General features: G+C 53.5%; 23 protein-coding genes, 1 pseudogene and 1 riboswitch. Of the genes and pseudogenes, 7 read left to right on the forward strand and 17 right to left on the reverse strand.

Annotated features, from left to right (window positions below; genetic code table 11):
• The 6 genes and pseudogenes from TRICHSKD4_RS15075 to TRICHSKD4_RS15100 form a co-directional block, all read left to right on the forward strand.
• A partial coding sequence (locus TRICHSKD4_RS15075; RefSeq protein WP_040616991.1) for an ATP-binding cassette domain-containing protein occupies positions 1-469 on the forward strand: 469 nt, incomplete at its 5' end.
• On the forward strand, positions 444-1,055 hold the full coding sequence (locus TRICHSKD4_RS15080) for an energy-coupling factor transporter transmembrane protein EcfT (RefSeq protein ID WP_009467736.1): 612 nt from the start codon (positions 444-446) through the stop codon (positions 1,053-1,055). The genes TRICHSKD4_RS15075 and TRICHSKD4_RS15080, both read left to right, overlap by 26 nt.
• Positions 1,056-1,057: 2 nt before the next feature.
• Positions 1,058-1,606, forward strand: coding sequence for a biotin transporter BioY (locus TRICHSKD4_RS15085; RefSeq protein ID WP_009467737.1), 549 nt, complete (start codon positions 1,058-1,060; stop codon positions 1,604-1,606).
• A 282-nt stretch (positions 1,607-1,888) separates the two neighbouring features.
• Positions 1,889-2,848 (forward strand): annotated as a pseudogene (locus tag TRICHSKD4_RS15090) (IS630 family transposase); the annotation flags it as partial.
• Between the two features lie 293 nt (positions 2,849-3,141).
• Positions 3,142-4,092 (forward strand): threonine/serine dehydratase, encoded by a 951-nt coding sequence (locus tag TRICHSKD4_RS15095; protein ID WP_009467740.1) that lies wholly within the window; start codon positions 3,142-3,144, stop codon positions 4,090-4,092.
• Between the two features lie 158 nt (positions 4,093-4,250).
• Positions 4,251-4,778, forward strand: coding sequence for a LacI family DNA-binding transcriptional regulator (locus TRICHSKD4_RS15100; protein ID WP_256377407.1), 528 nt, complete (start codon positions 4,251-4,253; stop codon positions 4,776-4,778).
• A 784-nt stretch (positions 4,779-5,562) separates the two neighbouring features.
• On the opposite strand, the gene TRICHSKD4_RS15110 is transcribed toward TRICHSKD4_RS15100, so the two are convergent.
• The 10 genes from TRICHSKD4_RS15110 to nrdH all read right to left on the reverse strand — a co-directional run bounded on the left by TRICHSKD4_RS15110 (position 5,563) and on the right by nrdH (position 15,398).
• Complete coding sequence (locus TRICHSKD4_RS15110; RefSeq protein WP_040616993.1) at positions 5,563-6,456, reverse strand: DMT family transporter; 894 nt, start codon at positions 6,454-6,456, stop codon at positions 5,563-5,565.
• A 19-nt stretch (positions 6,457-6,475) separates the two neighbouring features.
• Positions 6,476-7,336: an ABC transporter permease gene (locus TRICHSKD4_RS15115; RefSeq protein WP_009467744.1), complete on the reverse strand. Its 861-nt coding sequence runs from the start codon at positions 7,334-7,336 to the stop codon at positions 6,476-6,478.
• Complete coding sequence (locus TRICHSKD4_RS15120) at positions 7,333-8,343, reverse strand: ABC transporter permease (RefSeq protein ID WP_208993104.1); 1,011 nt, start codon at positions 8,341-8,343, stop codon at positions 7,333-7,335. The genes TRICHSKD4_RS15115 and TRICHSKD4_RS15120 overlap by 4 nt, the downstream gene beginning before the upstream one ends.
• Positions 8,340-9,143 (reverse strand): ABC transporter ATP-binding protein, encoded by an 804-nt coding sequence (locus TRICHSKD4_RS15125; RefSeq protein WP_083782804.1) that lies wholly within the window; start codon positions 9,141-9,143, stop codon positions 8,340-8,342. Before TRICHSKD4_RS15125 ends, TRICHSKD4_RS15120 begins: the two co-directional genes overlap by 4 nt.
• An 8-nt stretch (positions 9,144-9,151) precedes the next feature.
• Entirely contained in the window at positions 9,152-9,952 is an 801-nt protein-coding gene (locus TRICHSKD4_RS15130; protein ID WP_208993105.1) for an ATP-binding cassette domain-containing protein, read from the reverse strand.
• Positions 9,942-11,510: an ABC transporter substrate-binding protein gene (locus TRICHSKD4_RS15135; protein WP_009467748.1), complete on the reverse strand. Its 1,569-nt coding sequence runs from the start codon at positions 11,508-11,510 to the stop codon at positions 9,942-9,944. Before TRICHSKD4_RS15135 ends, TRICHSKD4_RS15130 begins: the two co-directional genes overlap by 11 nt.
• A gap of 128 nt (positions 11,511-11,638) precedes the next feature.
• Positions 11,639-12,628: a class 1b ribonucleoside-diphosphate reductase subunit beta gene (gene nrdF / locus TRICHSKD4_RS15140; protein WP_009467749.1), complete on the reverse strand. Its 990-nt coding sequence runs from the start codon at positions 12,626-12,628 to the stop codon at positions 11,639-11,641.
• 11 nt (positions 12,629-12,639) lie between these two features.
• The gene (nrdE, locus tag TRICHSKD4_RS15145) at positions 12,640-14,787 is read right to left on the reverse strand and encodes a class 1b ribonucleoside-diphosphate reductase subunit alpha (RefSeq protein WP_009467750.1); all 2,148 of its coding nucleotides are present in this window, start codon (positions 14,785-14,787) and stop codon (positions 12,640-12,642) included.
• Positions 14,769-15,173 (reverse strand): class Ib ribonucleoside-diphosphate reductase assembly flavoprotein NrdI, encoded by a 405-nt coding sequence (gene nrdI / locus TRICHSKD4_RS15150; RefSeq protein ID WP_009467751.1) that lies wholly within the window; start codon positions 15,171-15,173, stop codon positions 14,769-14,771. The genes nrdE and nrdI overlap by 19 nt, the downstream gene beginning before the upstream one ends.
• Before the next feature lie 3 nt (positions 15,174-15,176).
• Positions 15,177-15,398 (reverse strand): glutaredoxin-like protein NrdH, encoded by a 222-nt coding sequence (gene nrdH, locus TRICHSKD4_RS15155; protein WP_009467752.1) that lies wholly within the window; start codon positions 15,396-15,398, stop codon positions 15,177-15,179.
• A gap of 103 nt (positions 15,399-15,501) precedes the next feature.
• Positions 15,502-15,709: riboswitch (cobalamin riboswitch) on the reverse strand.
• Between the two features lie 882 nt (positions 15,710-16,591).
• Here nrdH and TRICHSKD4_RS29410 point away from each other — a divergent pair.
• Positions 16,592-17,718, forward strand: a protein-coding gene (locus tag TRICHSKD4_RS29410; protein ID WP_085979609.1) for an IS3 family transposase whose coding sequence is annotated in 2 segments (ribosomal slippage) — positions 16,592-16,856 and positions 16,856-17,718 — 1,128 coding nt in all. Because the reading frame shifts where the segments join, the coding sequence is not laid out codon by codon here.
• Between the two features lie 17 nt (positions 17,719-17,735).
• Here TRICHSKD4_RS29410 and TRICHSKD4_RS15170 read toward each other — a convergent pair.
• The 7 genes from TRICHSKD4_RS15170 to TRICHSKD4_RS15200 form a co-directional block, all read right to left on the reverse strand.
• The gene (locus TRICHSKD4_RS15170) at positions 17,736-17,969 is read right to left on the reverse strand and encodes a hypothetical protein (protein ID WP_139052155.1); all 234 of its coding nucleotides are present in this window, start codon (positions 17,967-17,969) and stop codon (positions 17,736-17,738) included.
• A gap of 296 nt (positions 17,970-18,265) precedes the next feature.
• Positions 18,266-19,771 carry an aldehyde dehydrogenase (NADP(+)) gene (locus TRICHSKD4_RS15175; RefSeq protein WP_009467756.1) on the reverse strand — a complete coding sequence of 502 codons (1,506 nt, stop codon included), beginning with the start codon at positions 19,769-19,771 and terminating at the stop codon, positions 18,266-18,268.
• A gap of 12 nt (positions 19,772-19,783) precedes the next feature.
• Positions 19,784-20,782, reverse strand: a complete 999-nt coding sequence (locus TRICHSKD4_RS15180) for a 4-hydroxythreonine-4-phosphate dehydrogenase PdxA (protein ID WP_009467757.1) — start codon at positions 20,780-20,782, stop codon at positions 19,784-19,786.
• 22 nt (positions 20,783-20,804) lie between these two features.
• Positions 20,805-21,491, reverse strand: coding sequence for a GntR family transcriptional regulator (locus tag TRICHSKD4_RS15185; protein ID WP_009467758.1), 687 nt, complete (start codon positions 21,489-21,491; stop codon positions 20,805-20,807).
• 3 nt (positions 21,492-21,494) lie between these two features.
• Positions 21,495-22,409 carry a dihydrodipicolinate synthase family protein gene (locus TRICHSKD4_RS15190; protein ID WP_009467759.1) on the reverse strand — a complete coding sequence of 305 codons (915 nt, stop codon included), beginning with the start codon at positions 22,407-22,409 and terminating at the stop codon, positions 21,495-21,497.
• Positions 22,406-23,581 (reverse strand): L-rhamnonate dehydratase, encoded by a 1,176-nt coding sequence (locus TRICHSKD4_RS15195; RefSeq protein WP_305809628.1) that lies wholly within the window; start codon positions 23,579-23,581, stop codon positions 22,406-22,408. The genes TRICHSKD4_RS15190 and TRICHSKD4_RS15195 overlap by 4 nt, the downstream gene beginning before the upstream one ends.
• On the reverse strand, positions 23,581-25,080 hold the full coding sequence (locus tag TRICHSKD4_RS15200; RefSeq protein ID WP_009467761.1) for a tripartite tricarboxylate transporter permease: 1,500 nt from the start codon (positions 25,078-25,080) through the stop codon (positions 23,581-23,583). Before TRICHSKD4_RS15200 ends, TRICHSKD4_RS15195 begins: the two co-directional genes overlap by 1 nt.
• Between the last annotated feature and the right edge of the window lie 6 nt (positions 25,081-25,086).

A 25,086-nucleotide genomic window follows, 5' to 3' on the forward strand; every position in this document is an offset into this window, starting at 1 on the left:
CGACCATCAGATCATTTTCCCAACAGTCCGGGAGGAACTTGCCTTCGGATTGAGGCAACAGGGTCAATCAAAAAATGAAGCCGTCGATATTGTGGATCGCACCCTTCTTCGGTTTGACAAAAGCCATTGGCGGGATGCGTCGATATCAACTCTATCTCACGGCCAAAAACATCTGGTTTGTATCATGGCGATCACGGCCATGGCGCCAAAGCTGCTTATCCTTGATGAACCTTTCGCCGGCCTCGACATCCCGACAATTGCCCAGCTCAAGCGCCACCTGACGCGGTTTCAGGGGCGTATCCTCCACATTTCCCATAACCCGCTGGATCTGGAAGATGCCTCTCAGCTTTTGTGGCTCGAGGAAGGGCGGATATGTGAGGTCGGTTCTCGATGTGAGGTGCTTCCTGCATATCTCAGCAGAATGCAGGATTTGGGAGGACGAGATGATCTCGCTGTCCTCGCCAGTTAGAACTCAGGCGCACGATTGGCCTGCAACTTCGAAAATTACGGGCCTTGGCGCCGCGACCTGCGGGTTGTTTTTCCTTGAAAATTTGACGGGTCAAGTCGCCGCATTCGTCATCGTGATTTTGATTTACCTTCTGCCTGGCTGGCAATTTTTCAGATCAGGACTTCAGGCTCTTTGGAGGCTATGGCCATTCGGACTGATGCTTGCCATTTTTCACTTTGTGACGGGTACCCTCGAGGAAGGCGCAATCGTCTCCCTCAGGCTGATATCGGCCATTGGCCTCGCCAATTTGGTGACGATGACAACGCCCTTGTCCGAATTTGCTGACAGCACGGAATTTGTCAGGCCGATTGTACGTCGTCTTGGTGTTCCACCAAAGACTTTGGAAATCGTATTTGTACTCGTTGTGCGAATGATCCCGGTCCTCATTGAGAGAGCGCAGGCCCTTCACGTGAGTTGGTGTGCCCGTTCTCGAAAGCGCCCTTCGTGGCGGATCATTCTGCCTCTCTTTCTCATCGCGCTTGATGACGCAGATCATGTTGCGGACGCTCTGTTGGCGCGGGGCGGCCTTGCAGCCGAAGGAGACTGATCATGGAAAGAAGTGTGGCGCAGGTCGCCCTGTTTACAGCTTTGATTGCCGTTTTGGGGATCATTCCGAAAATCACCTTGGGCTTTGGCGTGCCAATAACGGCGCAAAGTCTTGGTGTGATGCTGTGTGGAACTGTTATTGGAGCGAGAAGGGGCACTTCAGCCGTGCTCTTGTTTCTTGTCCTCGTAGCAATCGGACTGCCGCTCTTGTCAGGTGGCCGGGGGGGATTAGGTCTCTTTGTTTCCCCTTCAGCTGGTTTCCTGATTGGGTGGCCGGTTGCGGCGTTTGCAACAGGCTGCATCGTGGAGCGGTGGCGATCCGCCCCGTTGATGTTATCTGCTAGCCTTGCTTCTATTGTTGGTGGAATTGGCGTGATGTACATTTTCGGCATTGTCGGATTGTCCATCGCATTGGACAAAACACTGGTTCAATCGACGTTTCTGGTCAGCGCATTTATCCCCGGAGATATTGTGAAGGCATTGATCGCGGGCGGTCTGACAGCCTGGATCGCGCTGGTCCGTCCAGCATCATTGCTATCACGACGTTCGTGATGCCCAAGCAACCGTCTATAGTATCAAACTAGCAGCAGATTGAGCCGATTCAGCTGCGGATTCAATGGCTCAAGGAATCTATACTCCTTTGACTGAATTGGCCTGATTTTGCGGGCCATTTGATTCAAATTGCCACATGTCATAGCATTGATTGGTGTGCATTGTGGGGCGATGAACGAAAAGCCCTCAAAAACGATTTCGCTAACTGACGAACAACGCCTTGCGCTTGACGCCATTTGCCGCCGTCGTAAAGTTGATGCCCTTGTCTAGAAACGCGCACGTGCGTTTTTTCTGTTGGATGCAGGCTATGATGCCGCTCTTGTCTGCGAGATTTTAGATATAGGGCCTACGGTTCTGACGGAATGGCGTTTTGCCTTTGCGGGTGCGGGGCTGTCGTTCTTTGGCTTGAAGGACTACAGCCAACGGCAGCGGTATTTGACGGTGGATCAAGAGCAGGCTGTAAAGGCTCATTTCAGCGAACACCCTGCGCGCAATGTCGATGAGGTCTGCGCTCATGTTTTGGCTGAATATGGTCAGAGCTACAGCCCTTCGGGTGCGGCCAAACTGATGCGCCGTTTGGGGTTCGAGTATAAAAAGCCAAGATTGCTGCCCTCACAGGCTGATGAAGCCACGCAGGCTGCGTTTATTGCTAACTATGAGGCTCTAATGAAGAGCCTTGCCGTAGATGAGATGGTTGTGTTTTCTGATGCTGTCCACCCAGAGCATCAAAGCCGGCCTGCCCATGGCTGGTTCCCCAAGGGTCAAAAGACCGCTCTGAAGGCATCATCGGGGCGCAAGCGGCTCAACATACAAGGCGCGCTTGATCTTGAGACCTTCCACTTCACCTTTGTTGAGGGTGAGAAGATCAACGCGCAGACGAGCAAACAGATGTTGGAAAAGTTGGAGCACAACAACCCGACAATGACGGCCATTCATGTGTTTGTGGACAACGCGCGCTATCATCACGCCAAGATACTGCAGCCATGGCTGGACAGCCCAGAGCGCAAGGTAAAGCTGCACTTTCTGCCAGCATATGCGCCCCATCTGAACCCGATTGAACGCCTTTGGGGTGTCATGCACAAATGGGTGACATACAATCGGCACTACGCTACCTTTGGCCAATTCACTGAGGCCATACTGGGCTTTTTTCGCAAGACGCTGCCTGATAATTGGAAAGAGTTCCGCGACACGATCAGCGACAATTTCCGTGTCGTCTCGCTCAAGGAATACAAGGTTATTTAGGAGGAGATCGTCGGAATAGCCAATGACTACAATAGAACTTTGCTGCGTTACGCTTGAAGCATCATTTGTAAAATACTATCAAACGATAGTTTGTTAAATTTCATAGACTTATCGTGATAGTCAAGGGGCTTTCCTTCGTTTCCAATCGTGACGTACCTGACGGTTCAAGAGGCAGCTAGCCGCATCCACGCCGCCTGATCCCTGCACTGGCCTCTGACACCGTCGGACGGAATTTTAAAATTCTGCGTACCACATTTGACACCGCCCACGGGAACAATCATCCTGCTGAAATCATGTATCCCAATCCAGACACCATTGCCGCTGCTGCCCCATTGATCGCCCCTTACCTCCGTAAGACACCAATGCTGGAAGTCGAGGCCAAAGCACTTGGCCTTCCATGCGCCGTGAGCTTCAAGCTGGAGCACACCCAGAGAACAGGCACATTCAAAGTGCGCGGTGCGTTTTTCAACATGCTGACCCGAGATGTTCCAGAAACCGGCGTCGTTGCGGCCTCTGGCGGAAACCATGGTGCAGCGGTTGCCTATGCGGCAACCACCCTGGGCCATCATAGCCGAGTTTTTGTACCTGCCCTCATAGCGAAAGAAGAAAAGCTGAAGCGGATGCGCCACTTTGGGGCCGAAGTGGTGATGACCGAAGGCTCTGTAGGCGCCTGTATGGAAGAATATGCCGCCTATGCCGATGCCACCGGCGCGCTTTCTGTGCACCCCTATGACACAATCCCAACGCTCACCGGTCAGGGCACAATCGCCTATGAGATTGAAAAGCAGATGACCCTCATGGATCAGGGAGGCGTCGATACGATTATTGTTTCTACCGGTGGTGGTGGCTTGATCGGCGGCGTCGCCGCCTGGGCCCAGGATCGGATCAAAGTGGTTTCTGTTGAGACGGAGGGGACTAACACATTGGAACGGTCCCTTCGAGAAGGGCCTGATATTGACGTCGGTGCAAGCGGCGTAGCAGCAAGTTCACTCGGAGGGCCACGTCTTGGTGTAGACAGCTATGCTGTGATCAAAGACTACGTGAATGACGCCGTGATCGTTCCCGACAGTGCTGTTTTTGAGGCTGCGTCCCGTCTATGGGAGGCCACGCGCCTGATTGGAGAGCCCGGCAGTGCCGTCGCCTTGGCGGCACTCACCTCTGGAGCTTATATACCCGAAAAGCAAGAGAGAATTTGCGTCGTTCTTTGTGGTGGCAATGAAGTGCCTGATTGGTTTCTGGAATGACCTAAACCGATATTTCCCAATTCAATTCTCCAGAAAAAAATAGAAAGATCACGCATTGCGACCACTGGCTGATGTTCGCCCTCAAATACGGCCAATTCGGTCGTAGGAGTATAGAATTCATATAGATCACATCTAACACGCAAATTAGTTATGTCGGAATAGATGATGTTTCTGCAGCAAAGCTGGCAACAGAATATCTCATTTCGCTGGAGCATCGAAAAATCGCCTATATCTCCGGAGGCACTGCCGATATACGCAGTGACCTCCGTCACGCGGGATACCAAATGGGTCTCAAGGAATTCAAAAACGAACTTCGGGACTGGAGGCTGGACGGCGACGGAACAGCAGAAAGTGGCCGCGCGGTTGTCGAGCGGCTGTTCATCAAGGGCGAAGTGCCAACGGCCTTTTTCTGCTTTAACGACAACATCTCTGTTGGCGTGATATCTACTTTGCAATTGCGCGGCTATCGCATACCCGATGATTTTTCAGTCATTGGCTTTGACGACATCCCGTTCGCGAGCAATTTTTCTCCCGGGCTTACCACGATCCGCCAACCCCGCCAGCGGATCGGCGAATTGGGGATGAACTTGCTGTTGGATACTCTTTCCAACCGCACGATGCCGTCGGAGATCCACAAACTGCGCGACGATCTGATTGTTAGAAACAGCTGCGCAAGCACCCCGTAGTAATCTGATTAACGTCGAAATGGTCCCATTTTGCATGTTCCACAAACGAACACGGTTCGTTTCCCTTCAGGCCGATCAGATATTCGACGAAAAGCAAGGGCGACGTTTCATGTGCTGAAGATAACGATCATTCGCTTTGGGGTTGCGCAGTGACCTGACGAACCGGGCGGCGGTAAATTTGCTCTCTGGAAGCTACTAACTCATTGGCACTATTGTCGATTGCCTGCCCTAGGCACCCTGATCTCCCAGTGCCCAGTTTCATTCCGAGAGGCGCGCCGTCTGGCCATTGCATTCTGAAAACTAACGATAGATCTTGAAGGATGGCTTTAAACCATCCATTCTGAAAACCTCTTTGGAGGTCCGAGGTAGATTAACACCCAAAGCATCGCCTCTTGGGAAAGATTCTACGCTGAGAGTTCAGACACTGGTGCTGGAAACTTCAGCACCGATCACACTCTTGCAATTCATACTGCAATCGATCTTGAAGTGCTACGCGCCCTAGGAACTGGATTGGCTCAGCTCATGCCCATGGGTTCTCACAAAGAAGTGCATCGGCGCGTTGCCGACAAAGGGTTACGAGAAGAGGCCGAGGACATGCTCGCTAAGGTGAAACAGCAGGTGCCGTCACGGTTGGAAAAGAATAAGCAAGCGCACCCATGCCTCGTCGGCAGCTTCATGACAAAGCAACCAGCCCAACGGCGAGGAGGTCAACTAGTTTCTGGCCTTAGATACGAGCGAAAGGAGTTTTGTGTCGGTTCGGTACATGGTGTGAGCTTCCGTGGGTTTAAGCAGGCTGAGGCCTTGCGGGGCGGTCCTTGAGTGCGACGACGACAGTTGCCAGCACGATGCAGGCGGCGGCTGCGTAAAAGGCAGGTGCTGGAAGGATGTCAAAGAAAATGGCATCTGCAATGACTGCGAATATCAGGGAGAGATACTCAAATGCGGCCAGTTTTGAGACTTCGCTGCATTGATAGCTGAGGGTCATCATGATGTGAGCAAAGCCGCCGGCGATACCTGCTCCCACCAAAAGACCGAGCTGTTCGAAACTTGGGCTAACCCAACCAAATGGCAGGGTGGCCAGTCCCGCAATTGTGCAGGTGAGGGCAAAGTAAAATGCAATGGCTCCGGCATTTTCGGTGAGCGCAAGACTTCTGATCTGCAGCTTCGCGCCTGCCGTGAGAATGGCCATGGCGAGCGCCAGTCCAACTCCAATCAGATAGGTGTCATCCAATGAGGCTGTGTTGGCATTTGGAAGGATCAGGCAGAGTACGCCGAGGAACCCGAAAAGGACACCAAACCATCTCGCACCACTGACCACTTCCTTCAGGAAAACAGCAGCAAGGACAACAGCCAAAATCGGTGCGAGATACCCAATCACTGAAGCATGGGATAAGGGCAGGTATTTCAGGGAGGAGAAAGATGCAAACATTGCCGCACAGCCTAAAAGGCACCGGAACACATGGCGCCACGGGCGCCTTGTCTTGAGTCCACTCGGGAATTCGTGTGTCCACATCAAAAACAGAACGAGCGGTATCAGTGCAAAAGCGCTGCGAAAAAACACCAACTGTCCAACCGGTACAGTGTCAGACAGCCATTTGATAAAGAGCACCATGATCGTGAAGAAAATGGTGGCACCAATGCGCAGGCTGATGCCCCGGAAGTCTGCTGTTATAGTCATTTCAATCCGAACTGTTTGTTCAGCGCCCATCTAGCCTGTCGCGGAGCCGATCGCCTGTTAAATTGATTGCCAGCACCGCAAAAAGGATTGCAAGGCCGGGAAAGATCATGAGATGCGGGGCAGTTTGCATATAGGTCTTACCGTCAAGCAACATAGCCCCCCATTCCGCATTGGGAGGCTGAACGCCGAAACCCAAGAAACTCAATCCGGAGATTGATAAAATGCTGCGGGACCAACCATTTGTCCAAAGAACAAGGAGGTTGGGCAGAACATTGGGGAGTATGTGGCGGCTTAATATGAGCGCGGGCGGAAGGCCATTGAGGCGCGCCTGCAACACATAGTCCTTATTGGAAATCGAGACACTCAGGCTGCGCACCAGCCGTGCGTATTTCATCCAGCTGACAGCAATCAATGCGAAAACCATGTTGGACGTACTCGGTCCCAAAAGCCCTGCTATTGTTACAGCTGCGATCAGCTCGGGAAACGCGAAGAAGCTGTCTGAGACGCGCATCAATACAACGTCCGCTGCGCGGCCGAAATGCCCCGCTGTTAGACCGATAATGGTGCCAATTACCGCGCCCACGGATGTAATCACCAAGGCGAGGCCGATTGACCAGAGACCACCATAAAGAACGCGCGTTGCAACATCTCGACCCAGTTGGTCTGTTCCAAACCAGTGCTCGCTGCTCGGCGGAGACAGACGCAGCAGAAAATTGGTTGCATTGGGATCATACGGTGTCAACATCAAAGCTGAACACCATATTGCAGCCACGGCCAGCGGCATGAGAAGCGTACTTCGTTTGAAACGCCGGTTTATTGTGGTTCGACTGGGTTTCGATTGAGGTTGGAGGTGATCGTGCCCGGTTTCAATGGATGTCATGACGTTTGCTCCGTGTTGACGGAGGTGCACGTAATCGACGAACTCCAGCCTTTCCGCGGATCAAGCAAGTCCTGCAATAATTCCACCAAGCTGTTAATAGCAACATAGGTCAGTGCAAAGAAGACAACCAAAAACAAGATGACAGGGTAATCGCGCGACAGCACCGAACCCGCCAAAAGTGACCCGACACCGCCTCGTGCAAAAATGATCTCGACGATTACTGCACCTTCCAGCAGGCTGGCGACATCAAGTGCGATCATGTTGAGGGCAGGAATTGCAGAGTGACGCAAGATGTGTCGCCAAAAAATCTCTGTTTCACTGACACCGCGCAACCGAAGTGTTTCGACAAAGGGGGCTGATTTCGCTTCAAGGAAAAAGGCACGCAACAAGCGTGTTTGCGATGCGGTCACCCAAAGGCCGAGCGTCAGCGTTGGCAAGATCAAGTGGCTTAACGAGCCAGTTCCATATGCCGGCAGCCAATTAAGGTGGGCAGCAAAGAACATGATCAGAAGCAAACCAAGCCAGTAACTCGGCATGGCGGCACCAATAGATGCCAATGCGACGGCAAAACGATCAATGAACGATCCCGGACGCCAAACAGAAACCGTCGCCAGAAGAAATGCCAAAACAAGTCCGAAGAGTAACGCCGACACCGTTAGAATAGCGGTTTCGCCGATATTTCCAACGAAAATTTCCCAGACAGTTGCCCCGGAAGAAAAGGACCGTCCAAAGTCGCCCTGCAAAAAATTTTTGAGCCAGTGAAAATACTGGACCAGAAAGGGGTCGTTCAAGTGAAACTCCACGCGGATGGCGTTCAGAATATCCGTTGGGAAAGTCTGGGATTCCGGATAGCGGGCTTTTGCAATTGCCTGTGCTTTGTCGCCCGGGGAGAGGTGGATCATGGCAAAGCTGATCAAGCTCACACCAAACAAGACGCTTAGGAGTGCCAGCAGCCTTGATCCAACTGCATAAAGCATAGGTGCGTTTCGTTGTTGACGTAGCTTCATACGTCTGCCCCCCTTTCATATGAAGAAGGAATTGCCGGTCCGGACAAGCTTCCGAGCGCGCGTGCAGCTAAAACAAGGTCCCGGCAATAAGGGCTGGCCGGGTCGTGAAAGAAATCTGCCGCTGTCTGATTGGCCTCCACCTTGCCGTTCTTAAGAACCATCACTTGATCTGCATAGGCGGATGCAAACCCAAGGTCATGAGTGACAATGAGATACATAATTTCGTACTTGAGCTGGATGCGCTTCATCGTAGCAGCGATCTGCTTCTGAACCACGGCGTCCAGCGCACTCAAGGGTTCATCAAAGAGGATTAATGACGGATTGGCGATCAGGGCACGTGCTAAACAGGCTCTTTGGGCTTGTCCCATAGAAACTTCAGATGGCAACCTTGTGGCCACATCAGGGTTCAATTCAACGTCAAGCAAGGCTTGACGAACCGCCGCGTCGACATCCATTTTCGGCATACTGCGCCTGTAGAGGCTCTCCGATATGGATTGACCCAAGGGGATCTTCGGATTGAGGGCAGCTATGGGATCTTGCATGACCCATCGGCTGCCAGGCATGCCGATGGGCCCACGCCACTGACCCTTTTGGCGAATTTCCGCTTGACGATCACCTTGAAAGGAAATCCCTTCAAAGTAAGCAGGCATAAGGCCTTGAATAGACTTCAATAAGCTTGTTTTGCCGGAGCCGCTTTCTCCAACGATGCAGAGCGTTTCACCAGGCTCGACAGTGAATGAAACATCATCAAGGAGCGTTTGGCCGTTGATTGAAAGGCCAAGTCTTTGAATGTTCAGCATAGTGGCGTCTATTCCGCAGCCATAGAAGGAGCAATAAAGTCTCCTTGAGGACACCAAAGACGGTTCGCTGCCAACAATTGCCCATAGGGTGTTTGCGGATCTTCAATTAGTTGGCGTGTCTCACCAAACTCATGGATTTTTCCGCCGCTCATGATTGCAGTACGAGATGCATGGCGAACGGCGAGCGCCAAGTCATGTGTCACGATCAAAATGGCTACGCCATTTGACTTCGCATAGGTTGTAACTGTCTCCAAAACCTGAGCGGCAATAATTGGATCTAACGCAGAAGTTGGCTCATCCAAAACCAAAAGGCGCGGCCTTCCAAGTAAGGCCATTGCAACAAGCAATCGCTGTTGCATGCCGCGGCTCCACTCATATGGGAAAGCCCGATCAGGTGTTCTTAGTCCTAAATCTTGGACGAGCTTGTCTTCATCGGCAGCTTCATGTGAGGTGCCAACCACAACACGAGCGCCCTGCCGCCATTGCCAGGCCAAACGTTTGAGCGGGTCAAAACCGTGATCGGGGTTCTGTGGGACATAAGCCAAACCAGGGCGTTTAGTCGTCTTGGTTGTTTGAGTGAAATCAGTTTCAACGCCATCAAAAATCATATGACCGGCATAGGGTTGTGCAGGGCGGGTCACGCCCAGAAGGCATCGAAGCAGCGTTGATTTTCCAGCTCCTGACCCCCCCACAATCGCAACGCACTCGCCGTCTGCGATTTCAAGGTCGACCGAGTGAAGGATGGTCTGTCGGCCTATACGGGCCGACAGATTCTTCAATGTCAGAATTGGATTGCAATTAATGGGCAAGGTCCAAATCCGGTGTGACGAGGTATGTTTCTGCCGGGTGGATCCTATATCCGGAGATCATGCCATTTCCGACGGATACTTGTGTTTTGTGGAACACCGGGATTAGTGGTAGGTCGTCATTGAGGATTTCCTGTATCCGGTCATAGTGAACCTTCCGCAGCTCATCATCGAAATCTGCGCGTCCCTTCGCCAACAATTCATCGAGCTCCGGGTTGGAGTAGCCTGAAAAGTTGTAGCTAACATCGGTCTCGACAAGTGTACTTGGAAAGTAGTCCGGGTCGCCTTGAGGCGCCGTGCCCCAAGCTTGAAGATGCATATCAATCTCACCGGCCTTTAGGGCATTGTTGTTCGCATCATATTCGCCGATCGCAATTTCAGCATTGATCCCGATCTGTTGCAGGAGAGCTTGGGTTATCTCCAGTGTTGGCCGCAGTGCAGGCCGCCCCTCATAAGACCGGATCTTCAAGACCAGTTCTTCACCATTCAGCTCGCGGTTGCCATCGCCGTTGGTGTCTTTGATGCCAGCTTCATCTAGAAGGGTTATGGCCTTTTCTGGGTCATAATCGAGGGTAAGGTCCGAATTCACCCATGAAGCCATGGTTGCTGGAAAAAGGCTGTTTGCAGGCGCACCGCCAACACCGGATAGGACCGCATCCACTATGGTTTTACGATCCAGCCCCAAAGAGACTGCTTGCCGCAAGGTTTTGTTTGCCAGCGGGCCTTCTGAGGTTTTTACCTGGAAAAAGAAAAGACGGGTGGTTTCTCCTTCGAACAATTGCCCGTCCCCAGTTTCCTTCAGCTTTGCGAAGTCTGGTTCTGGATAGTTAGTAACAAGATCCACATCGCCCGACCGCAAAGCCAGCGCCGCAACTGCAGCATCTGAGAGCGCATCCATGGTGATTGTGTCAAGCTTGGGCTCACCGCCCCAATAATCAGCAAACTTGCGGGTCTCGTAATATTTCTCTGTTTCTGCCGAAACGAAGACAAAAGGTCCTGTACCAACAAGCGGCAGCTCATCTGTGCCATCTTTCAAAACAGCCGCAGATGGCTCGGTCAGTGACCATAGAAACGCAGAATTCGGACTTTGGGTCTTGAACACCAGCGTGTGCGGGTCCTGGATGGTAATTCTCTCAATTCCCAGCAGACGGGACAGACGGGGGTTGTGCCCCGGATGACCTTCGATATCGAGTTTTTCAAAAGATGCTTTGACATCTTCAGCGGTCATTTTGCTTCCGTCATGGAAGAGCACATCGTCTCGAAGGATAATTTTCCACTCGGTCGGGGATAGGTTTTCAAAACGCGTTGCCAGACGCGGCTGCATGGTCATGTCATAGCCAAGTCCGATCAGGGTTTCCGAAACCCCCGCGCGGTTGCTGAGCCAGCCATTTTGGCGCGCTCTCGGATCCGGAACACTGCTTTTAGGACCGAAAGGAACGGCAATTCGCAGATTTTTTTCGGCTGCTGCTGCTTTGGTCGTAACGGCAGCCAAACTGGCGGCTGACATTAATCCCAAACAGGTAACAGCTGACACAAAGGACCGGGTGGAAAACAATTTCACTGAACTAAACTCCTGAAGGGACGGGTTTGGATAACTGGAGAATTAAAGTCCGGTATTATCATGATGTAATGTTATTACAATAGACGATGAGTCTTAAACTACAATTTTGTTTCGTTGCGGCTGATTTTTCAAAAATCCCAGTCTTCATCTTCTGTCGCAACCGCTTTGCCAATGACATAGGACGATCCGGAGCCTGAGAAGAAGTCGTGGTTCTCGTCCGCGTTTGGAGAAAGAGCTGCCATGATGGCCGGATTGACCTGGCACACGCTGTCCGGGAACAAGGCCTCATATCCGAGGTTCATCAGGGCCTTGTTGGCGTTGTAATGCAGGAAGTGTTTCACGTCTTCCGTCAAGCCCACACCATCATAGAGGCTTTCGGTGTATTTGCCTTCGATTTCATAAAGATCGAACATCAAAGAAAAGGCGAAATCCTTAATTTCCTGCCGCTCGGCTTCACTCAAAGTCTCCTGCATGCGCTGAAACTTGTAGCCGATGTAATAGCCGTGGACGGCCTCATCGCGAATGATCAAGCGTATTAAGTCCGCTGTATTGGTAAGCTTGGCGCGGCTGGACCAATGCATAGGCAGATAGAAGCCCGAATAGAACAGGAAGCTCTCCAGGAACACGCTTGCGACCTTCTTGCGCAAGGGCGAACCAGCCGCGCCGTATTCATCCAAGATCAAACGGGACTTTGCCTGCAGGTGCTCATTTTCTTCAGACCAGCGAAACGCCTCATCGACATCTGCCGTCTGACACAACGTCGAGAAAACGGAAGAGTAGCTTCGCGCATGAACAGCTTCCATGAAAGCGATGTTGGTCAAAACTGCTTCTTCATGCGGCGTCAGCGCATCCGGCATCAAGGTGGGTGCACCAACCGTGTTCTGAATTGTGTCGAGCAGCGTCAATCCGGTAAAGACACGAATGGTCAACTGTTGCTCGTCCGGGTGCAGTGTCGCCCAGCTTTGAATGTCATTGGAAAGCGGTACCTTTTCCGGCAGCCAGAAATTGACCGTTAGACGGTTCCAGATCTCCAGGTCCTTGTCGTCCTGCAGGCGATTCCAGTTCACAGCACGGGGAACCGCACGTTTCATGTCTGAAAGAGGCTGATGAATAGTCATGATAAACGCTCCTAAAGCGAACAGGACACACAGCCCTGCACTTCAGTCCCCTCAAGGGCCATCTGGCGCAGGCGGATGTAATAGATAGTCTTGATGCCTTTCTTCCACGCATAGATCTGGGCGCGGTTGATATCGCGCGTCGTCGCCGTATCGCGGAAGAACAGTGTTAGAGACAGGCCTTGGTCGACATGCTGAGTTGCCGCCGCGTAGGTGTCGATGATCTTCTCGGGGCCGATCTCGTAGGCATCCTGATAGTAATCAAGATTGTCATTATCCATGTAAGCAGCCGGGTAATAGACGCGACCGATCTTTCCCTCTTTCCGGATCTCTATTTTGGAGACAATCGGGTGGATTGAGGAAGTCGAATTATTGATGTAGCTAATCGAGCCTGTTGGCGGCACGGCCTGAAGGTTTCGGTTATAGAGGCCATCCCTCTGCACCGCTTCTTTCAAGGCCTGCCAGTCATCACAGGTGGGCAAGGAGATACCGGCCGTTTCGAACAGGTTTGCGATCCGTTCTGTTGCCGGCATCCAGTCATTTTCAATGTACTTGTCGAAGAAACTGCCATCTGCATAACGGCTTTTTTCAAAGCCTTTGAAGCTGCTGCCTTGCTCCCTGGCGAGTTTGTTCGATGCCCTCAAACAATGATAGGCCACCGCATAGAAATAGATATTCGTGAAATCGATGCCTTCTTCAGACCCGTAGTGAATGCGCTCCCGGGCGAGGTACCCGTGGAGGTTCATTTGCCCAAGGCCAATGGCATGGCTTTCGTCATTGCCGCGCCGGACGGATGGAACGCTATCGATGGCGCTCATGTTGGACACAGCCGTCAGAGCGCGGACCGCCGTCTCAACCGTTGCGCCCAGATCGCCGCCATCCATCGCCTTGGCAATATTCAGAGAGCCAAGGTTACAGGAAATATCCGTTCCAAGGTGTTCATAGGACAAATCATCGTTGAACACAGATGCTTCATTGACCTGCAGGATTTCGGAACACAGGTTCGACATGTTGATGTGGCCGTCAACCGGACTTGCGCGGTTGGCCGTGCCTTCAAACAGAACGTAGGGGTATCCACTTTCAAACTGGATTTCGGCGATCGTCTGGAAGAAGCCCCGCGCACTAATCTTCTTTTTGCGAATGCGCGGGTCGTCGACCATCTCGCGGTATTTGTCGGTGATAGAGATCTGTGACAAAGACGTGCCATAGACCTTTTCAACATCATGCGGCGAGAACAGGTACATGTCCTCATTGCGCTTGGCGAGTTCGAAGGTGATGTCCGGGATCACCACTCCGAGTGACAGCGTCTTGATACGGATTTTCTCGTCAGCGTTTTCCCGTTTTGTGTCGAGAAATTGCAAGATGTCGGGATGATGGGCGTTGAGATAAACGGCCCCTGCTCCCTGACGTGCGCCCAACTGGTTCGCATAGGAGAAGCTGTCTTCCAGCAGCTTCATCACCGGAATGACGCCAGAGGATTGGTTTTCAATGCCCTTGATCGGCGCCCCCGCTTCGCGAATGTTGGTCAGGAGCAAGGCAACACCGCCGCCGCGCTTTGACAGCTGAAGCGCTGAGTTGATGCCCCGGCCAATGGACTCCATATTGTCTTCCAACCGCAGAAGGAAGCAGGAGATCAGCTCGCCACGCTGTTTTTTGCCGGCATTCAGGAACGTGGGCGTTGCCGGTTGAAAACGACCGGAGATGATTTCGTCCATCATCCGCATGGCTAAATCTTCATCGCCTTGCGCCAAGGTCAGGGCGACCATGACAACACGGTCTTCAAACCGCTCGAGATAGCGTTTGCCGTCGAACGTCTTCAGTGTGTAGCTGGTGTAATATTTGAATGCACCCAGAAACGTTGGAAAGCGGAACTTGCGGGCATACGCTGCATCAAAAACCGATTGTACAAAGGCCGGATCATATTGCTCCAGGACTTCGGCTTCATAGTAGCCTTCGCGCACAAGATAGCCGAGCTTTTCCTGCAAGGAATGAAAGAACACGGTGTTCTGGTTCACATGCTGCAGGAAGTACTGTCGGGCAGCTTGTCGATCTGCCTCAAACTGGATGTGCCCCTTCTCGTCATACAGGTTCAACATCGCATTGAGCGCATGATAGTCGAGTTCCGCACTCGCTTGCTGCGGTTCTAGGAGTATTGTTTCCAAAATCTTGTCATCCCCTGATCAACACGCTGAAGATCGGTGTCTGTCCCACTTAGTTCGAACCGGTAGAGCACCGGCACGCTGCACTTTTTCGAAATCACATCCCCTGCGATTGCGAAGTAGCTTCCAAAGTTCCGGTTTCCCGTGGCGATGACGCCCTTGAGAAAAGACCGGTTCCGCGCATCATTCAAAAACCGGATCACCTGCTTTGGCACTGCGCCATGGCCTTCGCCATCTGCAAAGGTCGGCGTGATCAGGACAAACGGACCCAGAACAGACGGCAAATCTTCTGTCTTGTTTCTCGGGATCCGAGTGGCCTGATGGCCAAGGCGATGTATGAAACGGTCAGTGTTGCCGGATGCGCTGGAAAAATAGGCCAGCTGCCCCACGGTCTAGCCGAGAGCTGCGATCTTGTCCGGCCGGAAGCCTGCCCAGTGGTCGCCGCTGACTTCGACAACAGGAACCTGCGCATATCCAAGGGCCAGGACATGCGCAAATGCATCATTGTCCTGGCTCAGATCGATGACCTGATAATCAACGCCGCGCTGTTCAAGCGCACGATAAGTGGTATTGCACTGGACACAGGAAGGCTTGCTGTAAACGGTGACGGTCATGTTGTCTTGCACCCCGAAGAGATCAATCAAATGATGACGGCAGACACGGAGGCGCGACGGGGCAATTACCCCATTTTCTCGCCACCTCGGACCCGCCGTCCGTGGACGTTTTTCCATTCAAGGCAGGTCTCCTGGCTCACAGGTCAGTGCCGGGTGCATCCGCCTTCCCGGTTTCCCAGTGGCACAGTGGATGCAGGCTCGCTGTTTACAGTTGCGGGGGCAGCGCCGGGATTGGTTTCTCTCCGCACCGGCTTCCCTCTTCGCTGATGTTCCCAGGAAGGAATCATCAGACCTTGAACACTAGATAGGGTATATGCGCAGGGGCGCGTGTCAACAAATTGTATCTGTGCGGCAAAACAACAACGTGGACAACCGGTGTCCCTGGCTCCTAGATAGCGGCGGCCGTCCGAAAACAACCTCCGGCCAATATATTCTGGAAATCCTGATCTCCGAGTGCCCAGTTTCATTCTGAGAGGCGCACCATTCCTTAATGCAACAGCCAGTTTACCTGCCATATATCTTAACACCGCTGTTCGAATGGGAGGCCAGTTCTATCTAATCTTAGTTTGAAGATTGTTTGGCAAACTGCACGCCGACTTCGTCAATAACCGGTTGCTTCCTATCTTTTTTGCCGCGTATTTCGCCAAACTTCGCCGTTTTGGCAGAAGAGGACGGCCATCGTACGACGCGGTCCTGATGTTTTAGATCACGGTTTTGCAGACGCTCTTCGGCTTGTCAGCCAACTAAGCGGAACTCCAAATCAAGGACCGCCTGCCGATCTGCGCTTACTTGAGTTTGGGCTCGGTGCTCGGATTTCGGACGCCAAGTCTTTCTGGCTGTCCCTGATGCACCTGACTTAAACGAAGACTATCACGAATGTGTTCGCTCAAAACGACAAGCATCTCGCCATGTGTTTACAGATGGTTTCAGCGACGATCGTATGGAGGCACCGAACGATAATCATCCCGAACAAAAAAGTCATTCAAGCAGTATGATGTTCGCATTGCTCAATCTTGGCTTCGTTTAGATGTCCACTCGATCCGTATCTGTTTGATTGCAATTTTGCTTGAGATGACCGGACTTCCGTAGATGAGTGATTATTTTGCAAGCTTGATTACAATATGGGCAGAAATTCCATGATCCTCCCCCTTTGAAGTGGTCCATCGTTATGTTTAGGAAAACGGAGGATCAACATGGCTACGAAACGTCACAAGCCAGAAGAAATTGTCTCGAAGTTGCGGCAGGTTGAAGTCCTTGTCGGCCAAGGCATGCCGCGCATTGATGCCATTCGGCAGGTTCGTATCACCGAACAGACGTATTACCGGTGGCGAAAGCAGTATGGTGGGATGGGAACCGACCAACTGAAAGAACTCAAACGCCTTCAGAAAGAGAACGAGCGGCTGCGCAAGGCAGTGTCTGACCTGACCCTGGACAAGTTGATCTTGTCGGAGGCCGCAAAGGGAAACTTCTGAGCCCCGCCCGTCGTCGAGCCTGCATCAATCACATTCGTCAGCATCTCGGCGTGTCAGAGCGCCGAACCTGTCGTGTTCTGGGTCAGCACCGGTCTACGCAGAGGAAACCTCCAGCAGGGCGTGCTGACGAAGAACATCTTGTGGCGGATATGATCGCACTCGCCCGTGAGTTTGGCCGTTACGGTTACAGGCGTATTGCAGCTCTGCTCAGAGATGCTGGTTGGCATGTGAATGACAAGCGTGTTGAGCGGCTGTGGCGACGAGAGGGGCTGAAAGTGCCAATGAAACAACCGAAGAGAGGGCGGCTCTGGCTGAACGACGGATCATGTGTCCGGCTGCGGCCAGAGTATCCCAATCATGTCTGGAGCTATGACTTCGTGCACTGCCGAACCAATGAAGGAAAAGCGTTCCGGACACTGAACATCCTGGACGAGTATTCCCGAGAGTGCCTGGCAATCCGGGTGAAGCGAAATCTGAACTCCACCGACGTGATTGATGTGCTAACGGATCTCTTCATCCTGCGAGGTGTTCCAGCCTACATCAGATCAGACAATGGGCCGGAGTTCATTGCTCAGGCAGTCAGGGACTGGATCAACGCTGTGGGTGCAAAGACCGCGTACATCGAACCAGGTTCGCCATGGGAGAACGGATACTGCGAGAGCTTCAACGCCCGCCTCCGAGATGAGCTACTCAATGGTGAAATCTTCTACAGCTTAAAGGAAGCACAAATCCTGATTGAACAATGGAGGAAACATTACAATACCAAACGCCCACACAGCGCCTTGGGCTACCGACCACCGGCACCAGAAACCATCGTCCGGATGGACCAAAGCCCAGTCATGCACTAACAATCAAAACGGACCACTCAGGTGGGGCTGATCAACATCACCAAGCCGAACACGTTAAAGATCGCGACTTCGGGCTGGTCAAGCGCCATCATGGTAATCTGGAGCCCAACATGGACGCTGGTTCCAACGATCATCCCGACCCGGCAAAGTGACAACAACCGCGCATCTCGCTGAGACATGCCTGGCGGCGTTGCAATCACCGCGGCAACGGCTTGCCCAGCAGCGTCGCTCACTTTGTCGACAATGCGCATGTCGTGCCCCAGTCCATCTCCAAAACAATGCGTCTGAAAATCCAGCCAACTGACGATGTTGGCTTCTCGCTGCACATAGGTTAAGCTGCAGGGGCTACACTGCATCAAAAGTCGACTTACGTCAGCGAAATAAAGCTGTTCTGTTGGGATTTGAAACAGGAGAGGCTAGTAGATCAGGGCCTAAACCAAGAGGGGGTCCAAGGCAGCGTAAGCGCATCATCGACAGCCCACCTGAATTCACAGCCTGGAATCTGTCGGTCGCCACACGGGACTGTGCAGCGACCGACTAATCAGTCTTATCGTGTTGGCAGAATGTCTTCAGGGATGTCCTGATAACAGACAGGGCGCAGGAACCGCCTGATTGACAGAGTTCCGACCGAGGTCGCCCCGAAATTGGTGGAAGCCGGGTAAGGTCCGCCATGCACCATGGCATTCGCCACTTCCACACCAGTCGGGAAAGCATTTGCTAATACGCGACCCGCCTTGCGTTCCAAGAACTTGAGCAGATCACGGGCGACTTCTGTATCACCAGAATTCATCTGCAAAGTTGAGGTTAATTGACCTTCTAGCGATTTCGCAATTCGGGTGAAATCTTCCACGCTGTCTGCCACAACAATCAGGCCAAGAGGACCGAAGACTTCTTCAGCGAGCTTCTCATTCTTGAGCCATTCGTCCGCTGTGACTTTGAAAAGTTGCGGCGAGGCTTCCCGCTCACCTGCTTCGGTGGCGAGCAACTGCTCGACATTAGCTGCTTCTTGCACGGCCTGGGTGCCAGAGCGGTAGGCAGAGGCAATGCCAGGCGTCAGCATGACCTGCGCCCCGATGCTCGAAAGGGCGTCCTTCGCCGCAGCTGCAAAGGCGTCTGCATGCTCTTTCAGGATCACGATAATTCCGGGATTGGTGCAGAATTGCCCTGCTCCCATAGTCAGTGATCCGGCCCAGGCTGTTGCAATCGTTGCGGCGCGCTCTGCCCCCGCCTCCGGCAGGATAAAGACCGGATTGACCGATCCAAGCTCGCCAAAGAACGGGATCGGCTCTGGCCGCGACGCACATAGATCAAAAAGCGCGCGACCTCCGCGAAGGCTTCCTGTGAAACCAACAGCCTTGATCAAAGGGTGCTGAACCAGCCGTGTTCCGGTTTCTCGCTTGCCGCCTTGAACAACGGAGAAGACGCCGGGATGGATACCGCAGCTCTTGATCGCGGCCAAGATGGCTTCCGCCACGATTTCTCCGGTGCCCGGATGGGCCGAATGGCCTTTGACAACCACAGGACACCCAGCGGCTAAAGCCGCTGCGGTATCACCGCCAGCCGTCGAAAAGGCGAGTGGGAAATTGGATGCGCCAAAGATAGCAACAGGACCAATCGGGCGCTGGATCAATTTCAGATCCGGGCGCGGCAATGGCTGGCGATCCGGCAGAGCCTCGTCATGGCGCTGATCCAGATACGCACCGTCCAGAATATAGCTTGCAAAGAGACGGATCTGACCTGTGGTTCGGCCCCGTTCGCCTTGCAGCCGAGCTTGCGGGAGACCTGTCTCCTTCATGCCGATTTCGGTGATCTGCTCGCCGTGCGCCTCGATCTCGTCAGCAATCGCATTCAAAAACTTCGCACGCTCCTCGCGCGTAGAATAACCGTAGGACCAAAACGCTTCTTCTGCTGCTTCCACGGCTGCATCTATATGAGCAGGCAATCCAATAGAAATAGCATCAGGTTCGCCCGTTGCCGGCTCAGACAAAAACGTCTGGTCTGCAGCAACCCACTCTCCGGCAATCAGATGTTTTCCATGAGGTTTGAAAGTCATTGTGTCGATCCCTTACCGGTCCCAATGCGTGACCATGTTGCACGCAATATCAAATGCAGCCTTGGTAGCTCCTACATCGGCCGAACCTTGCCCTGCAATGTCGAAGGCCGTGCCGTGCGCCGGTGTCGCAACCGGGAATGGCAGGCCCCCTTGAACAGTCACTCCGCGGTCAAATCCGAGCAATTTCAGCGCGATTTGGCCCTGATCGTGATACATGGTGACGACCGCGTCGATTTCCTTGGCAACCGCTTTCAAGAACACCGTGTCTGACGGCCAAGGACCATCCACTGCCATTTGGGTGGCGGCAAGCTTCTTGACAGCAGGTTCGAGAATATCAATTTCCTCGGTTCCGAAATTGCCGCCATCTCCCGCATGCGGATTGATGGCTGCCACCGAAATGCGGGGCCGTTTCAACCCGGAGCGGCGCAGCGTGTTGTGAATGAGATGCACTGCTTCATTCACCCGCTCCTCGGAGATCGTGTCGGCGACATCACGCAAAGCAATGTGGCTGGTCACACGACTGGTCCAGATCCCGTCCAGCGTGTTCAGTTCCGAGATGTAATTGGTCACGCCGAGCTTTTCGGCCATGTAATGCAGTTCATCGTCATGGCCGATCCGGGCCTTGTGCATGGACGCCTTGTTGAACGGGCCAAACACAATCGCATCGATCACACCGTTCTGCGCGAAAGAGAGCGCTTGATCCAGTGTCCTAAGGACGGACGCACCGCCAGCCTCTGTAACCTCAGCGACCTGGATGTGATCGGCCTCAATGGTGTCCATGGCATGAAGAGCCAGTCCATCGAGCTTTGTCCAGTCACCTTGAGACGCATCCGTCTCGATCATGGCATGGCTTTCACCAGCAACGGCCTGTCCTTGTTCGAAAACATGCCTGTCACCGATCAAAAGAAGGTCGGCCTTTTCCCGGACATCTGTATCAGCCAGAAGACGTGCAATCAGCTCCGGACCGATCCCACTTGGATCGCCGGGAATAATCCCGATTTTGGGTTTCATTAGTCGCCTCGCATTGAGCAAGTTATTGGGTATGAATTCGCGTTATGTTCGTGATCGTGCTCTTCAAATGATCCCGCAAGGCACGGCGTGTTGCCGTCTCATCCCGGTTTTGAAGAGCAGTGGTGATTTCAACATGCTGGGAAAGCGTGTTCTGCCGGCGGTCTTCCTGGCGTGAAGACAGGAAGCGCGCGCGCCACAAACGGGCATTGTATTGTCGGTGTGTCTCGATCAACGGTTCGTTGTGCGACGCTTCGACGATGCTGCCGTGAAATCGCATATCCAGACGAAAGAAATCCAGCTGCGAAATGACATCGGACTGAACCGTCATCTGATGGCTGAGATCGACGATTTCAGCGATTTCCTTGTCCGATGCCACAGCACAGGCTGTTTCTCCTGCCAGCCCCTCAAGAGCGCCCAGAACAGAGATATACTGGGTCAGCTCTTCAAGAGAAGGGTCCGCCACCCTTGGTCGGCGGTTGGCTGGGTATTCCACCAGCCCTTCCCTTTCCAGCTGTCGGAGCGCTTCCCGAAGTGGGGTCCGGGAAATTCCAAGGGCCTCCGCCAGTTCTCGTTCTGGGATGGCTGTGCCAGGCTCCAGCTTTTCCAGAAGGATGAACTCACGAAGGTTATCGGCCGCTTCTTCGGCAAGCGTCCGGCGAGGCCGCACAGCCCCCTCCTCCTTCAGAGCATTCATCCATCCTTCTTTCATTGCCTATCTCCCCCATCTCAAGACCAGCGGATCCAGCGGTCGGATCAGATCCATCAACCCGGATTTCGTATCCGGGTGCAGCGGTTCAATCGGATGACGACAAAAATCGGATTTGATCACGCCGCCTTCCACCATGGCCGCCTTGGCCGACCGGAACCGGCATTGGCGATTCTCATGATTGATCGCCGGCAGAACCCTCGCGTAAGCTTCCGTAGCACCTTGCCGGTCACCGGAAAAATACTTTGTTAACACGGGCTTGATCTGATCCGGGATCATGGCGCTGGTCATGCTTCCTGTCGCGCCTGCGTCCAGATCCGCCAGCAACGTGATGGCTTCTTCTCCGTCAAACGGCCCTTCAATCGCGTCGCCGCCTTCGGCGATCAGGTCACGCAGTTTCGCAGCAGCCTGTGGGCACTCGATCTTGAAGAGCTTCACCATGTCGATTTCGCGCGCCATCTTCACCAAGAGCGGCACGAGCAAATCAACACCAGATAGCGGCGCATCCTGCACCATAATCGGCACGCAGACATCACTGACCGCCTGAAACTGCTCGAAGGTCTGCTTGGGCGAGCCCTTGAGCAAGGCTCCGTGATAAGGCGCCATCATCATAAACATGGCCGCGCCTTGCGCCTTGGCGCGTTTCGCTCGCTCAACTACGATTTGCGTTGCGAAATGGCTGATGGTGACAATCACCGGAACCCGCCCAGCCACATGCTCCAAGGAGAGCCGTGTCAGCGTTTCCCGCTCCTCATCTGAGATGAGGAACTGCTCGGAAAAATTCGCCAAAATGCAGATGCCATCAACGCCTTGGTCGATCATGAGATCAAGCACCCGTTTCATGCCCTCCACATCGATTGATCCGTCTGGATGAAACGGTGTCGGCGCGACAGGCCAGATACCGGAATAACGCGCGGTCATTCGCTTACCTCAAAGCTGTCCAGATGTTTGTCGGAAATCGAAATTCCCAGACCCGGCTTGGTGTCATCCAGATCAAGGTAACCATCAACTGCGTCCGGGTCGCCGTCAAAGATGTAATAGAACAGCTCGTTTCCGACCTCCACGTCATGAACCGGGAAGTACTCGGAGATAGGGCAGTTCACGCTGGCCATCGTCAGATGGTAGTTGTGCATCTGGCCCGCATGGGGAATGACCGGCACCTGATAGGCCTCGGCAAGCGCGTTGATCTTTTGCGCAGCCGTGATCCCGCCGACGCGGTTGGTGTCATATTGGATGACCGAAACAGCTTTCAGATCAAGAAGCTGGCGGAAGCCCAACAAGCTGAACTCATGCTCGCCGCCCGATATCGGGATCGGTCCCTTGTTCAGCTCTGCATAGCCATGAATATCGTCGGCAATGACCGGCTCTTCCAGCCAGCGCGGCTCGAATTTTTCCAGCTTGGGCAACATGCGCTTGGTGTAATCTAGGTTCCAGCCCATATAGCATTCGAGCATCAGATCAACATCGTAACCGACCACTTCGCGCACAGCTTCCACCCGTTTCAGGTTTTCACGCATGCCCTTCATGCCGTCTTTGGGACCAAAGCCAAACCGGGTCTTGAAGCCCTGATAGCCGTTCTTCCTGGCTTCCTCCGCTTCGCGCTGCATGGCATCAATGTTGTCGGCATAAAGCTTGGAGTAATAGACCGGGATCTTTTCCTTGGTCCGACCGCCCAACAGCTTGAACACCGGCTTGCCGGTCAACTTGCCCATCAAATCCCAGATCGCAATGTCGATAGCTGTAATTGCGGTCATGCCAACGCCCTTGCGGCCCCAGGCATGGGTCTTGCGGTACATCTTTTCCCAAAGATAGGCATAGTCGAAGGGATCTTCGCCAATCACCATGGGGGCGTAGTATTCGTCAATCGCGGCCGTGACCAAGTTTGGCGCAAGGGCCGCATTGCCAATGCCGATGGTGCCGTCTTCGGTTTCCACCTCACAGGTCAGCCATTGGTGGAAGCGGAAGCTTCCCATGGCATCACCGCGATCATAAAGCGCATCAGAGGCATTTGTGCAGAAGTTCCCTTGCGGCGGAACGGTCTTGCCCTTCCAGTTCCAGACACGGGTACGGACGGATTTGATTTTTGTCATCATTATTCTCCGGTCGATTCAATCGGCTTGCGCTGCTTGAACAGCAGCCCCCAAACCAACGGCCCGAATAAAGCCAGAGCCGTTAAGACGAAAAACAGAAGGGAAAGTGGGCGGGTGAACATCAGCCACCACTGCTCGTCGAGCATGACCATGGATTGCCCAAGGCGCGTTTCCAACATGCCGCCAAGGATCAGACCAATGGACAGCGGAACAACGGAGAAGCTATAGCGCCGCATGAAGAAACCGACAATTCCGGCTCCAATAGCGATCCAGACATCCATCATCGATTGCTCAAGCGCATAGGCGCCCACAATTGAGAAGATGAACACGATGGGCCACAGGATCTGGATCGGGATCAACGTGACACGGGCAAAAAGCTTTGCGCCCCATAGGCCAACACCGAAGAACAGAATGTTGACCAACAGCATCGACCAGAAGATCGCAAAGACGAAATCCGATTGCTCGGTGAACATGGTGGGCCCGGGACGCAGGCCATGCACCATCAGGCCAGCCAGGATCACAGCAGCGGTGGGGCTACCCGGAATACCCAGAGCAAGGGTTGGCACCATCGCGCCACCAGTGGCTGAGTTGTTGGCTGCTTCCGAACCCGCAATGCCTTCCAGCGAGCCTTTGCCAAATTCTTCCGGCGTCTTGGACCAGCGCCGCGCTTCGTTATAGCCAATCATCGAGGCAACCGTTGCGCCCTCAGCTGGCAAAATACCAATGAACGTGCCAATACCGGACGATCTGAGGATTGTGCGCCAGACCTTTTTGTAGTCCTCTTTGCTTGGCAGGCGGATCGACTTCATGATCACCTGCTTGCGTTTGATATGCAGCCTGTCGGCCTGCACCAGCAATTCAGAAATACCGAAGACGCCAATCATGACCGGAACGAAGGGAATGCCCTCGCTCAGCTCATTATAACCAAAGGTGAAGCGTTCGATGGAGGTCAGCAGGTCAATACCGACTGTGGCAAGCATCACACCGAAGGCACCTGCAATCACGTTTTTGACCGGAGACCCATCGCCAATCGTTGCTAGCATTGACATGCCGAACAAGGTCAGCGCGAAGTATTCCGGGGGCGCGAAGTTATAGGCCGCCTTCGCCATCAGGGGCGCGGCAAGCATCAAACAGACAACTGAGATGATACCGCCAAGGGTCGACGAGACCGCAGCAATTCCAAGCGCTCGCCCGGCCTCGCCGCGCTGCGCTAGCGGATAACCATCGAGGCAGGTCGTCGCGCTCGCTGACGTTCCCGGCGTATTGATCAAGATGGCCGTGATTGCGCCCGCAAAAGTCGCAGCGCAGTAGATCGTTGTCAGGATCGCAATCGCGGGGATCGGATCCATGGTGATAGTAAAGGGCAACAGGAGGGCGACGCCCGTCGTTGCATTAAGACCTGGCAATGCACCCACGAGAACCCCACCAAGCGTCGCAAAAGCGATCAGAATCAGAAGGTTTGGGTCAGCCAGAGCCATGAGGCCTGAAAGAGCTGCTTCCATAATCAG

The organism is Roseibium sp. TrichSKD4 (assembly GCF_000148725.1).
Taxonomy (GTDB): Bacteria; Pseudomonadota; Alphaproteobacteria; order Rhizobiales; family Stappiaceae; genus Roseibium.